The organism is Aegicerativicinus sediminis, from assembly GCF_015476115.1.
GTDB lineage: Bacteria > Bacteroidota > Bacteroidia > Flavobacteriales > Flavobacteriaceae > Aegicerativicinus > Aegicerativicinus sediminis.
Genome location: NZ_CP064295.1, coordinates 2,135,291 through 2,147,920, shown reverse-complemented (window position 1 = coordinate 2,147,920; position 12,630 = coordinate 2,135,291). Strand labels below are relative to the sequence as shown.

Here is a 12,630-nt window from a genome sequence, read left to right as displayed (position 1 = left end):
GCTCACTATTATAATATGTATTTAAAGTTCCCATCCCAAAGTAGTCTGTAGCACATAGTCATCCTTTGAAGCACCCTCTACAGGCTGATTATCAAAATTATAGGTAAAACCTAATTTGATAAAAAAGTCTAGGGGTAAATCGTATTTTAAATCGATTTTATAATCAACCCTATATCTTTTGCTTTCAGTAAAACTTGGATAAAAAGTTATATTGGAAAGAAGATCAATATTTTTCATGTCGAAAATGTTGAGCTCGGCCATTAAGAATCCTTCAAAGCTATTTCTAGACCCTATTTCTTCATCAGAAAATTCTTCATTATTCCAAGCAACTCCCCCACCTGCACCAAAATAAACTTGATTTGTATGGATAAAGTACTTACCAACACCCGTTCTATTTGTTAACCTGGAATCCAATTTTTGTTCGTCATTTGACAGAAATTCTGAAATCAACAGAATGAAATAATCCCTTTTTAAAAAGTACTTAAACTGGAGTTTTGCCTCCGTCCGCTGAATTTCATCAATATTTTCCTGTTTACTCCTTACTGAATTATAAGAACCTAGTAGACTCCAATAATTTGCCGTATAACCTATGCTACTTCTGGCTGTAAATTGTTTTAAATTTTGACTTTTGGTAAAGTTAAAACCAAATGAAATAGAAGCGTCTAACCTAGAGATAAAACTAGATTTTACTGGTTTTAAATAAACAATCTCATCTATAGAAACCTCTTTAAAACCATCAATTGTATTCAAAACCAGCATATTAGACTGACTCCCCAATGTTAAGGTGGCCGTAAGTCGATCACCATTTTCTAGGGTAATCAAATAAACTTGAGTGCTGTTTACGCTTTCAATTTCTAACCAGGTAACCTTAAAGTCATCATCACTGTAATCTGTTTCAACAGTGAGCACACCATTTTCCATCTTTTTAATTTCACCAATCAATCTATCCTTGTTTTTTAGCACGATTGTATCAGTCTGAGCATGTAAAATGGATGAAAAAATAAGACATGAAATTAGAGTAAATATATATTTCACAAGCAAACGTATTTATATTGTAATGTTGGGAAACAGTAATTCTTGCAGAACTAGACCCAATAAATTTTAAGGTTTAATCAGGCCATCTTTAATTAATTGTTCAATTAAAGCTTCCGTATACCCTTTTACGAATGACTCAAAATTAGAAGGATTATATGTTTTGGATTGAGCAGACCACAGCAATTCTTCAGTTTCAACATCGTACAAATTACTTTCCAAGTAATACACATTATCCTGTTTATAATACCCAGGATCATACCCCATAGGATAATAGTTTGCGTAATAACCATAAAATCTTCCGTAATGCCTAAATCCTAAGGGATAATAGGTTGTTGTGCCAGGAACGTAGCGTGTTGTGGTCTCCTTATCCTTTAGAGCAACAGTAAATATAGCCTGAGCCCCAGATTCGCGAATTTCAGATAATAATTCTTCTTGTTCTGGCATTGATTCCCTACCGAAAGTAGGTTTAAACACATCTTTACTTTTTGTGGCCAAAAGTCCTTTTAGGCTAGCCCGAGCGGCTAATTCATCCTCTACCTGCTGCTTCAATTGTTGATTACCACCAATAAAAACAATGAAAACACTTTCATATTTTTTTGGAGTTACATCTGGATTCTTCCAGCTACCCGTCATTTTTGTGTTTGAGGCGCCACAAGAAATTAATAAAATAGAGACTAGAAAAACACTAGGTAAGCAGAAATAATTGAATAAACGTTTCACAACCAATTATAATTAGTAGTTAATATTGAATTTAAAAAACGCTATTAATCTGTGGGAAAAACCTAAGATAGCAAACTATTTACTAGAATCAAATAGTTTTTATTTAATATGAATAAACCAAAATATCTTTTGGGTAATAATGAAGCTATCCAAAAGGCATATATTGATTTTCTCTACTCGGTCTTATCCTTAACACACCTAAACCCTAAATGGTTTTGCCCGCTGTCTATAGAATTAGCCATACGCCCATCGGGTCTATAATTTGAACAATATTGTGAACTACAAAGAAAAGACCCTCCTTTAACAACCCTCTTTTCAGCATATGGATCATAAGGATCGTAACTAGACTCCGGACCGGTAGGATTTTTACAAAGATTTGATTTACCCTTTAGATATATCATATAAGTATCCGGACGATAATAGTCGCTAGTCCACTCCCAAACATTTCCGATTATGTCATATAACCCATAGTTATTGGGAGGATAGCTTTTAATTGGGGCCAACCCTTTAAAACCATCTTCCCCTTTGTCGTCATATGGAAAATTACCTTGGAAATAATTGGCCAAATAATCCCCTGACGGGGTAAGTTCATCTCCCCAAGCAAAAGGTTTCCCATCCATGCCATTTTGAGCAGCAAACTCATACTCAGCCTCAGTAGGCAAACGCTTTCCTGCCCATTTTGCGTAAGCCATAGCATCTTCAAAAGCTATCTGAACTACAGGATAATTGTCCTTCCCCTCTATATTAGAATACGGCCCAAGCGGATGTCTCCAATCGGCCCCTCGCACAAAAGACCACCATTGGGAATAATCATTTAATGAAACTCTATATGGTGGTGGAGTAAAAACAAGTGATCCCGGTTTCAATAATGAATCATGGGGTTTTGGTGTACCAGGAGGCAATTGGGATTGCAGATCTTTCCAAAGTATTGGTCGTTCTGCAATAGTTTTATAACCGGTAGCCTCAACAAATTTTTTAAATTGAGCATTGGTCACCTCATGTTCATCCATCCAAAAACCATCAACTTCTACCTCAGCTTCTTTAGTTTCAAGTTGGTTTGCTAGATCTGATGGGTCCCCAATATGAAAACTCCCGCCAGGAATCCAAACCATCCCTTGAGTAGGTTTGGGAACTTCATTTTCGGCCGTAACCACAGAGACCTTTTTCTCTTCATTTTTGCAAGCCAAAAAAGTTGAAAACAATACTATAATCCAAAGTTTACTTAGAAAATTAAACTGCATTATCATTTTAAAAACAAAATTCATCTTTCTCAAATTTCTAAACATTATTCATTTAAGTGTACCATGCCTTAGTACTTTCATTAACTTCAATACATGGATTAAAATTTCCTGGCAAAGGATTAAAGTTCATATATCCTTTAGCCACTTTTTCTCGGGTAAAATAACTAATTATTGCCATTTTTTTAATGGTGGAAAACAATTGTTTATTTTGTAACAGATGGCTTTTTATTGCGCTTTCCTTTCCTGTAGGGTCTAAACCAATAAAATTTGTTTCAGTTTCAAAAGCGATCAAGGATTTTCTGAAGTCGCCCTGCTCTTCATCAGTTAACAAATTGAATAATAATACATCCGTTGGACCAATAATCCCCAAACTTTTAGCACCAGGAGAACTTTCAGTTTCTGGCAATATTATTTCCATAATTTCTTCTAGTAAAACAGCCTCATGCTCGTTTAAAAACTGAAGATGTGAATAATCTCGTTTAGCCTGCTCACAAGATTGCAGAAGTTGAACAGCTAATGGCGCAGATATTGCAAACCCAAAACCCAAGGCAATCTTTTGAAATGCTTCCCTCCTATCCATAATCTAAATATTTTGTTTTTTTAGTTCTTGAACCGCATAATCAGCCGCTCTTGCCGTAAGCGCCATATAAGTTATGGAAGGATTTTGGCAAGCGGAAGAGGTCATACATGCACCATCAGTAACAAATACATTGGGTACGGCATGCATTTGATTAAAACCATTTAAAACTGAAGTTTTTGGATCAAGGCCCATTCTTGCGGTACCCATTTCATGTATACATTTGCCCATGGCATGCATACGATTCCAGGTACTCACGTTTTTAAGCCCGGCTGCATCGAGCATCTCAGCTGCAGATTCAGCAATATCTTTGGCCATTGCCAATTCATTTTCCCTAAAACTGGCTTTAATTGAAAGAATAGGAATTCCCCATTGGTCCGTCTTATCCTTATTTAATTCAACCTTATTATCCTCATATGGCAGACATTCTCCGAAACCAAGTATAGACATTTTCCAAGGTCCTGGCTTAAATAACTTTTCTTTAAAATCAACTCCAAAATCATCATTACCTAAACCAGAAGACCAGTTCGATCTCTGGGCACTACCTTGGTAGCCAAACCCTCTCAAATAGTCATCTCTTTTGGTATTTTCATCAATATTTCTAAATCTTGGAATATAGATTCCATTCGGCCTGCGCCCCTCATAAAATTTATCATCAAATCCCTCCACATCTGCACTAGCCCCAGCAGCATAATGGTGGTCCATTAAATTTCTCCCCAATTGACCACTATCATTGCCCAAACCATTAGGAAATCTATTTGACGTTGAATTCAACAGAATCTGTGTTGTTCCTAAAGTTGAAGCACAGCTAAAAATAATTTTGGCGAAATACTCTGTACTTTCACTGGTCTCCATGTCTATGACTTGCACGCCTATAGCTTTTCCAAGCTTTTCATCATAGATAATACTATGTACAATAGCATTTGGAACCAACGTTAAGTTCCCAGTTTTTTCTGCAGCTGGAAGCGTAACACTTACACTACTAAAATAGGCCCCATAAGGGCATCCCCTATTACAGCGGTTTCTAAATTGGCAAGGACCTCGACCATTATGTTCCACTGTCACGTGAGCAGCCCTACCAATAGTTAGATATCTATTATCCCAAGTAGATTGGATTTTAGATTTTACATGCTCTTCAACACAATTCAATTTCATAGGAGGTAAAAATTCCCCATCCGGCAAATGAGGCAATCCTAATTTTTCACCACTAATACCTGCAAACTTCTCTACATAACTATACCATGAAGAAATATCTTTATATCGTATTGGCCAATCTACTCCTATACCCTCTTTGGCATTAGCTTCAAAATCTAAATCGCTCCAACGATAACATTGTTTTCCCCATGTAATGGATCGCCCTCCTGTATGATATCCCCGAATCCAATCAAACGGCTCCTGCTCCTCATAGGGATATTTTAAATCATCAACAAAAAAATGCTTATTCTCTTCTTGGATAAAACCAGCTCTACTTTGAACGTGGTGACGCTTTCTCTCCTCTGCTGAAAGATTTCCGAACAGTAGAAAATCCCATGGCTCCATATGAGCCGTAGGATAATCTTCGATATGTTTTACCAAACGGCCACGTTCTAAAACCAATGTTTTCAAACCCTTTTCACAAAGTTCCTTTGCGGCCCAACCGCCACTAATACCTGAGCCTATTACAATGGCATCGTAAGTATTGCTGTTGTTCATATCAGAAAATTTAAACTTAGTTAGTTTGGGCTACCGACTGTAGCCTAAAAAGAAGAGGCTGTTTATGGGTAAACCTAATATGGCAATTTACTTCCTAATTGAAAATAAAGAAAGTAATAATTAAGAATATTTATTCTGACCTTATTAGCAATACATGTTATGGAATAAAAAAATGGTAGCCTCATTTAAATAGAAACTACCACCTTCACCAATTTTTATGCTATTTACTAACCTTTTTTCTTATCTCCTTTTTTGGTTTTTATAATCACAACTCCATTAGGCGATTTATACTCTTCCATAGCCTTCTCACCCTTCAATACATTAATACTTTCAATATCCTCGGGAGATAATTTTTGGAGGTAATCTTTCTCAGCTACTTTGCCGTCTACAATTATCAATGGGGAACTGTCTCCATCTTTAATCCCTGTACCCCTAATACGAATCTTAGTATCATTATTATCTGCCTTAAACTTGGTTGTTATTAAAATAACACCATTTGGCGCATTATATTCTTTTATAGCCTGCTCACCTTTAACGACATTTACAGACTCGATTATATTTTTGTCAATTAACTCGACATTAAATTCGAATTTCTTCCCATCAACATAAACGTCTGGTTTTGCATCACTTTTAATCATTATACCTAATTGCTCCTGTTTGTCCGGTTTAACAAGTTCTTCTTGTTTCTCTTTAACCTGTGCATGGTTCAAGGATATCGATGCCATTAATAATAGTGCAGTAATTAAGAGTTTATTCATGATTTAAATGTTTACGTTTTTGTTTTGTTTAATAAATTGTTTTACTCTGAAGTTGTATAAATCTGGATGAATTCATCCTCGTAAATAATATTGCTTTGGGATTCTTTGAACATGCTCCTGGCCTCCTCTAATAATGCCTGTTTTTCTGCATAATCGAGTTTGGCCTGCCCTGACTTGTTAATTACCAATGTTAACAGCAATATTATGGATGCCGCCACGGAAATAACGGTAGCGAACATTCTGGCACTGCCTTGTTTCTTTTTTTGAAAAGATTCCCAAAGGGTATCATTAAAATTTTCTGGAGTTGATTGTTTTTGTCTTTTGGCAAACTCAATCCATTTTTTAATGGAATCATCAGAAGTAAACTCCTCTTCAAAAAGGATTTTCTCCTCTTCCAGGCTTGTTTCACCTGATTTATACCTTTCAATTAACCTATTAATATTGTCCTCTTTCATAACAATATGTTTTTTCTAATTCTAATCCTACATGTTTTCTTGCCCTTGCAGCCAATACCCTAACATGTTCAATTTTCAAATTCAATATTTCTGATATTTCTGAATATTCATATCCATCTATATCCCTTAGCATTAATACATCTCTCTGTTGTTCTGGCAATTGTTTAAGTATCTTCTTGACAATCTCGTTCAATTCCTGCAATTCCATAGCATCTTGTTGACTATTAGTTCCAGAAATGTTCTGGAAGGGAGCATCTTGCACAATTTTCAACCTATTCTTTTTAAGCTTGTCTAAACAAAAGTTCCTGGCCGTAAGAAAGACATAACCTTCAATGTTTGGATGATTTTCAAATTGTCTCCTCTTTTTCCATAATTTGAGCATAATTTCTTGGATCGCATCCTCAGCTTGGGTGGTATTACCCAGAAGGCGAGCACACATTGGAAAAATTTTCTCTGAAAGCGAAAAGACCTTTGTCTTAAAATCGTTTGTGTTCATTCAATTATATAAACGATAGATAAAGTGGTGGCATAACAAAGATTGTTGATTTTTTTTAGGAAATATAAATAGTCGGTTGTTTTTCAGTGATTTATAATTTGGAAATTAAATTTGGAGGCAACATGCTATTGGATATTTACATTATTTATAGAAGGAAAAATAAAAAGGACTCTCTAACTTGGGAGACTTTGAAATATCCATTTTGTACCATTTTTTAAGGCCAAGAGACTGGCTTCGGTCTACTGCAAGCGATAGGTTAACAAACGATTCAATCTAATTATTTATTTGCAAAATTACCGATAAAGTGTATATTTGTTTCGATTAAATGTAATTTATTAGAACTTTACCTACAACCCCAAATTTTAACCTACCATGGAAAAAGATGACCCTCTTGCTTTAAAAATTTTCTATTGCCTCGTCTTGATATTCTCACTTATGTTTTGGCAATTTGTTTTTTCCAGTTTATAAAAAAAGCCTCTCATGTTGAGAGGCTTTGAAATATCCATTTTGGACTATTCTGTGCGGGTGAAGGGACTCGAACCCCCACGCCGTGAAGCACTAGATCCTAAGTCTAGCGTGTCTACCAATTCCACCACACCCGCGGTCACCTGAAATAGGGATGCAAATATAAACATTTGTTTGTATTAACAAACGCCTCTTAATTAAAAATGTTCCTATTCAAATTTGTACTTTTGCCCTCGATAAAAAATTTACATGGATCAAATAAAAAGCTTTATAGATCAGCACCAAGATCGATTTATCCAAGAATTAATTCAACTTCTCAAAATTCCGTCCATTAGTGCGGATTCCAAATTTAAAGGCGACGTTATCAATGCAGCAGAGGAAGTTAAACTTCGTTTAGAAGAGGCTGGCTGCACGTTTGTAGAAATTTGTGGAACAGAAGGCCATCCTATTGTTTATGGTGAGAAAATTATAAGTCCAGATTTCCCAACGGTACTAGTATATGGACATTATGATGTTCAACCACCAGATCCATTAGACCTTTGGGATTCCCCCCCTTTTAAACCTGTAATAAAGAAAACAGAAACGCATCCTGAAGGCGCTATTTATGCAAGAGGGGCATGCGATGATAAAGGCCAATTTTATATGCATGTAAAGGCAATGGAGTTTATGTCTAAAACAGACAACCTTCCATGCAATGTAAAGTTTATGATTGAAGGTGAAGAAGAGGTAGGTAGCGAACACCTTGGTGAATTTGTTAGAAATAACCGAGAAAAACTTCAAAATGATGTCATCCTAATTAGCGATACCGGAATGATTGGAAAGGACATCCCTTCTATTACTACCGGCTTAAGAGGTTTAAGCTATGTTGAGGTTGAAGTTACTGGTCCTAATCGAGATTTACATTCTGGATTATACGGTGGTGCAGTTGCTAACCCTATAAATATTTTGGCAAAAATGATTGCCGACTTACACGACGAAAATAACCATATTACCATTCCAGGATTTTATGATAAGGTTGAGACCCTTTCTGACGAAGAACGATCTAAAATGGCCGAAGCGCCATTTTCATTAGAAAGGTACAAGAAGGCATTGGATATTGAAGATGTTTTTGGAGAAAAGGGCTATTCCACAAATGAGCGAAATTCTATTCGACCAACTTTAGATGTCAATGGCATTTGGGGTGGTTATACTGGTGAAGGTGCTAAAACAGTGATCCCGAGTAAAGCCTTTGCTAAAATTTCAATGCGCTTGGTACCTCACCAAGACTGGAAAGAAATCACAAAACTATTTACCAAACATTTCGAATCTCTGGCTCCCAAAGGGGTTAAAGTTAAAGTGTCACCACATCATGGCGGACAAGGTTATGTAACCCCTATTGATACTATTGGTTATCAGGCAGCTTCAAAGGCCTATGAAAAGTCTTTTGGCAAAACTCCTATTCCATATCGTAGCGGAGGTAGTATTCCGATAGTTTCCCTGTTTGAGGAAGAATTACACAGCAAGACCATACTTATGGGATTCGGATTAGATACCGATGCAATTCATTCCCCAAATGAACATTTTGGGATTCACAATTTTTTGAAGGGGATAGAAACAATTCCGTGGTTCTATAAATACTTTACTGAACTCTCTAAATAAAAACAAGTCCGTTCATTTTTGAACGGATTTTTTTAAAAAAATGCTTCTACATTTGTAGAATTAAATTTTTATTCTACATTTGTAGAAATGATTCTTAAATTGTAGAAATATGCAATTATCAAATTCAGAAGAAGAATTAATGAACCATTTATGGAGGTTAGAAAAAGCTTTCATGAAAGATTTATTGGAGGCATATAGCGATCCTAAACCTGCGCCCACTACCCTAGCGACCTTATTGAAACGCATGAAGGATAAAGGCTATATCGGTTACAATATCTATGGAAATTCACGTGAATATTTCCCTTTGATAAAGAAGAAAGATTATTTCTCTAAGCACGTAAATAGCCTTATCAAAAACTTCTTTAATGATAGTGCCAGCCAATTTGCATCATTTTTTACCAAAGCGACCGATTTAAGTAAAAAGGAATTAGAAGAGCTCAAGGCAATTATAGATTCAGAAATCGAAAAGAAATGAATTTAGTTATCTACATTTTAAAATTTTCGGGCTGTTTGGTCATATTTCTCTTTGCCTATAAGTTTCTTCTGGAGAGTACAAATCAAAACACGTTAAAGCGTTTTTATCTTATTTCCATCTTACTGCTTTCAGCTACTATACCGTTTATTTCCCTTACTACTTACTCATATAAAGACGACTCATTTGTTGAAGTTGGTAAAGGAATCATTTTAAATGAAAGTGAGAGTTTATCTGACCTAGGTTCAATTGTTTCTATTTGGAACATCCTTACAATAATTTATTTGATTGGTTTTTTCGCTTTTGCTTTGCGATTTATATTTAACCTATCCTCGATTTTAGATAAAATCAGATTAAATCCAAAACGCAAAAAACATCATTTAACCTATGTGCTACTTAATGACAATATAGCACCACACACCTTTTTCTCCTTTATATTTTTCAATAAGAAAAAGTTTGAAACCGATGAGTTGCCAATGGAAATATTGGTTCATGAACATATCCATGCGGAACAACTCCATTCTATTGATATACTATTTATAGAGTTGATTAAAATTATAATGTGGTTCAACCCGGTGGTTTACCATTTAGAAAAATACATTAAACTGAATCATGAATTTTTAGCCGACCAAGGAGTAATCTCACATGGCACAGACCCAATAAAATACTCAAACTTACTGGTAAACACTACTTTTCAAAAAGAAAACAGTCAGTTAGTCAATTCATTTAATTATTCATCCATCAAAAAACGAATACAGATTATGAAAACACGCACCTCCAAAAAGTCCTTAAGATTGAGATTTGCATTGGCATTACCTCTCTTTGCAATCGCATTTTACGGATTTAGTACCAAAAAGGTTATTCCATTGGAATACCCTACCCAATCCACAATTTCGACACAAAGCCAACAGGAGAAGGCAACGAAGGAACAAATTGCAGAATATAATAAAATTGCCAAGCATTATAACAATATGCCAGAGGATGATATAAGGATAGACAAACGGCAATTGGAGCGCATGAAGTATCTATATAGCATCATGTCGGTGTCCCAGAGGGAAAATGCAGAGCCATTACCAGTTATAAAATTACCGCCACCGCCACCACCAGCTCCGAGTCCTGATGGGTTGAAAGAGGTTATCGTACAGGGATATCCCGCACCTAAACCTAAGGGTGAGATTAATGAAGTAATCGTTCAAGGATACCCAAGTCCTAAATCGCCAAATAGGGACCAATTAGAGGCACCGGTTCCACCACCACCTCCGCCTGCAATTTCCCCTATGGATTTTGTTATAAAAATGGCCAAAAAAGATGGATCGAAATTTTTCTATAATGGAAAACCAATTTCATCAGACGGAGCAATAAAGCTACTAAAGAATAACAAGAACTTAAATATTGTTTCTCAAGACAGCAAAACAGAGAACCCCAAAATATTTATTACTAACAAGCCCATCGTACATGAAAATTAAAACTTGGCCCAATTTATTTGGGCCTTTTTTGTAACAATTCAATAAAATTGACGTTCTAATCAGTAATCAATCATAAAACGAAAGGCATGCTTAAAGACTTTTTCATTCTTTGTTCCGGTTCTGATTCTGAAATTCTTAAAACCTGTTCCAATGGGGAACAAAACAAATACGCCGGTATAGGTGCAACGGTATTTTTTACTGCGTTGATGGCATTTATAGCTTCTGGATATGCTCTATATACTGTTTTTGACAATATACCAGCCGCTGTAGGTTTTGGATTAGTTTGGGGATTATTGATTTTTAATTTGGATCGATTTATTGTTTCCACCATAAAAAAGCGCGATAGTTTTATGGATGAGCTATTACAAGCAACTCCTAGAATTCTCCTTGCTATTATTATTGCGGTTGTAATATCCAAACCTTTAGAATTAAAGATTTTTCAAAAAGAAATCGATAGAGTCTTATTGGAACAAAAAAATGATCTTACCCTTGCCAATAAGGAACAAATTGCCCAACAATACAATCCAGCCATAACAAATCTCAATCAGGAAATTACAAATCTCCAAAATGACATAACTACAAAGGAAGCCGAAGTAAATGCCCTTTATGATACTTATATCACTGAAGCTGAAGGAACCTCTGGAACAATGAAATTGGGCAAGGGTCCTGTTTATAAAGAGAAACGTGATAAGCACGATGCCGCTTTAGCAGAACTTCAAACCTTAAAGGCTGGAAATGCAGAGAAAATTAAATTGGTCGAACAAAAAATTTCTGATTTAGAAACAACTTACGATGCCCAGGTTGTAGATTCCCAACCTATCATAGACAATTTTGATGGTTTAATGGCTAGGGTTAACGCTTTGAACGAATTGCCGTGGCTACCTTCATTCTTTATATTTCTCTTATTTCTTGCTATTGAAACTGCTCCAATTTTCGCAAAACTCATTTCACCAAAAAGTGAATATGACTTTAAATTGGAAGACTCAGAAACAGCTCTTAAAACGTGGGTAACCCAAAAGGTTAATGAGCGAAAGGTGCTATTGCAAACCGACAGCGCAATTAATGATAAAGTGTATACGGATCTTTCCGAGGAAGAGGAATTGTACAATTACAAAAGAAAAATGGCAAAGGAACTGTTACAACTCCAAGCTGATTCTTTTATGAAACATCAAAAATCTGTGCTTTAAGCAGCAGTATGTTTCTTGAAATGGCGGTAAACCCCGTTTCCTCTTAATCCTATTATAGATAAGTGCTTTTTGTATTTGATAAATTCATTATGAATTTGGTTTAAGGCTTTCATACCATAGGCATCAATATGGTCTAAACCTTCCAAACTCATTGTTAATGAGTCTACTTCAAATAAAATGTCTCTTAATTTGTCTAAGAAAAAAGGTACGTGGGTCTTGTCGAGTACACCCTTAACCGTACAGAAGTTGTTGTAATTTGTAATTTTCAGATTCATAAGCAGGATAATTAAACATAAAAACTCAATTTGTGGCTATTAATTGATTCTCAGTCAAATATAAACACAAAATTCAATTTTAATGTTACAATTCGATTAAATAAACATTAATTCTGTTTTAACGATCTAAGCGACGAATGTAAAAAGCTATCC

13 protein-coding genes and 1 tRNA gene are annotated in these 12,630 nt (G+C 35.5%); 4 read left to right on the top strand and 10 right to left on the bottom strand.

The genetic code is table 11. The features are described 5' to 3' along the window. Nucleotides 1–21: 21 nt before the first annotated feature. From ISU00_RS09325 to ISU00_RS09285, 9 genes are all read right to left on the bottom strand, one after another. Nucleotides 22–1,035, bottom strand: a complete 1,014-nt coding sequence (locus tag ISU00_RS09325) for a DUF481 domain-containing protein (protein WP_228850387.1) — start codon at nucleotides 1,033–1,035, stop codon at nucleotides 22–24. A 66-nt stretch (nucleotides 1,036–1,101) separates the two neighbouring features. Beyond that, a complete protein-coding gene (locus ISU00_RS09320) occupies nucleotides 1,102–1,755 on the bottom strand; it encodes a hypothetical protein (RefSeq protein WP_228850386.1) in 654 nt (217 codons plus the stop codon). A gap of 173 nt (nucleotides 1,756–1,928) precedes the next feature. After that, nucleotides 1,929–3,020 carry a formylglycine-generating enzyme family protein gene (locus ISU00_RS09315; protein WP_228850385.1) on the bottom strand — a complete coding sequence of 364 codons (1,092 nt, stop codon included), beginning with the start codon at nucleotides 3,018–3,020 and terminating at the stop codon, nucleotides 1,929–1,931. A gap of 28 nt (nucleotides 3,021–3,048) precedes the next feature. Continuing rightward, nucleotides 3,049–3,576, bottom strand: coding sequence for a gluconate 2-dehydrogenase subunit 3 family protein (locus ISU00_RS09310; protein ID WP_228850384.1), 528 nt, complete (start codon nucleotides 3,574–3,576; stop codon nucleotides 3,049–3,051). A 3-nt stretch (nucleotides 3,577–3,579) separates the two neighbouring features. Next, nucleotides 3,580–5,265 (bottom strand): GMC oxidoreductase, encoded by a 1,686-nt coding sequence (locus tag ISU00_RS09305; RefSeq protein ID WP_228850383.1) that lies wholly within the window; start codon nucleotides 5,263–5,265, stop codon nucleotides 3,580–3,582. Between the two features lie 227 nt (nucleotides 5,266–5,492). Continuing rightward, complete coding sequence (locus ISU00_RS09300) at nucleotides 5,493–6,023, bottom strand: TonB-dependent receptor plug domain-containing protein (RefSeq protein ID WP_228850382.1); 531 nt, start codon at nucleotides 6,021–6,023, stop codon at nucleotides 5,493–5,495. A gap of 41 nt (nucleotides 6,024–6,064) precedes the next feature. Then, a complete protein-coding gene (locus ISU00_RS09295) occupies nucleotides 6,065–6,478 on the bottom strand; it encodes a hypothetical protein (RefSeq protein ID WP_228850381.1) in 414 nt (137 codons plus the stop codon). Further along, nucleotides 6,459–6,974 carry an RNA polymerase sigma factor gene (locus ISU00_RS09290; RefSeq protein WP_228850380.1) on the bottom strand — a complete coding sequence of 172 codons (516 nt, stop codon included), beginning with the start codon at nucleotides 6,972–6,974 and terminating at the stop codon, nucleotides 6,459–6,461. Before ISU00_RS09290 ends, ISU00_RS09295 begins: the two co-directional genes overlap by 20 nt. 520 nt (nucleotides 6,975–7,494) lie before the next feature. Further along, nucleotides 7,495–7,576: transfer RNA gene (locus ISU00_RS09285), tRNA-Leu, on the bottom strand. 112 nt (nucleotides 7,577–7,688) lie between these two features. Here ISU00_RS09285 and ISU00_RS09280 point away from each other — a divergent pair. The 4 genes from ISU00_RS09280 to ISU00_RS09265 all read left to right on the top strand — a co-directional run bounded on the left by ISU00_RS09280 (nucleotide 7,689) and on the right by ISU00_RS09265 (nucleotide 12,202). After that, a complete protein-coding gene (locus tag ISU00_RS09280) occupies nucleotides 7,689–9,077 on the top strand; it encodes a dipeptidase (protein ID WP_228850379.1) in 1,389 nt (462 codons plus the stop codon). A gap of 109 nt (nucleotides 9,078–9,186) precedes the next feature. After that, complete coding sequence (locus ISU00_RS09275; protein ID WP_228850378.1) at nucleotides 9,187–9,552, top strand: BlaI/MecI/CopY family transcriptional regulator; 366 nt, start codon at nucleotides 9,187–9,189, stop codon at nucleotides 9,550–9,552. Beyond that, entirely contained in the window at nucleotides 9,549–11,015 is a 1,467-nt protein-coding gene (locus ISU00_RS09270) for a M56 family metallopeptidase (RefSeq protein WP_228850377.1), read from the top strand. The genes ISU00_RS09275 and ISU00_RS09270 overlap by 4 nt, the downstream gene beginning before the upstream one ends. A gap of 86 nt (nucleotides 11,016–11,101) precedes the next feature. Then, nucleotides 11,102–12,202, top strand: coding sequence for a DUF4407 domain-containing protein (locus tag ISU00_RS09265; RefSeq protein WP_228850376.1), 1,101 nt, complete (start codon nucleotides 11,102–11,104; stop codon nucleotides 12,200–12,202). Here ISU00_RS09265 and ISU00_RS09260 read toward each other — a convergent pair. Beyond that, the gene (locus ISU00_RS09260) at nucleotides 12,199–12,477 is read right to left on the bottom strand and encodes an STAS domain-containing protein (RefSeq protein ID WP_228850375.1); all 279 of its coding nucleotides are present in this window, start codon (nucleotides 12,475–12,477) and stop codon (nucleotides 12,199–12,201) included. The genes ISU00_RS09265 and ISU00_RS09260 overlap by 4 nt on opposite strands. Between the last annotated feature and the right edge of the window lie 153 nt (nucleotides 12,478–12,630).

Coding starts and splice junctions, on each gene's coding strand:
- ISU00_RS09260 (WP_228850375.1), bottom strand. CDS start 12,477: ATGAATCTGAAAATTACAAATTACAACAACTTCTGTACGGTTAAGGGT.
- ISU00_RS09270 (WP_228850377.1), top strand. CDS start 9,549: ATGAATTTAGTTATCTACATTTTAAAATTTTCGGGCTGTTTGGTCATA.
- ISU00_RS09300 (WP_228850382.1), bottom strand. CDS start 6,023: ATGAATAAACTCTTAATTACTGCACTATTATTAATGGCATCGATATCC.
- ISU00_RS09265 (WP_228850376.1), top strand. CDS start 11,102: ATGCTTAAAGACTTTTTCATTCTTTGTTCCGGTTCTGATTCTGAAATT.
- ISU00_RS09305 (WP_228850383.1), bottom strand. CDS start 5,265: ATGAACAACAGCAATACTTACGATGCCATTGTAATAGGCTCAGGTATT.
- ISU00_RS09310 (WP_228850384.1), bottom strand. CDS start 3,576: ATGGATAGGAGGGAAGCATTTCAAAAGATTGCCTTGGGTTTTGGGTTT.
- ISU00_RS09295 (WP_228850381.1), bottom strand. CDS start 6,478: ATGAAAGAGGACAATATTAATAGGTTAATTGAAAGGTATAAATCAGGT.
- ISU00_RS09315 (WP_228850385.1), bottom strand. CDS start 3,020: ATGAATTTTGTTTTTAAAATGATAATGCAGTTTAATTTTCTAAGTAAA.
- ISU00_RS09290 (WP_228850380.1), bottom strand. CDS start 6,974: ATGAACACAAACGATTTTAAGACAAAGGTCTTTTCGCTTTCAGAGAAA.
- ISU00_RS09280 (WP_228850379.1), top strand. CDS start 7,689: ATGGATCAAATAAAAAGCTTTATAGATCAGCACCAAGATCGATTTATC.
- ISU00_RS09275 (WP_228850378.1), top strand. CDS start 9,187: ATGCAATTATCAAATTCAGAAGAAGAATTAATGAACCATTTATGGAGG.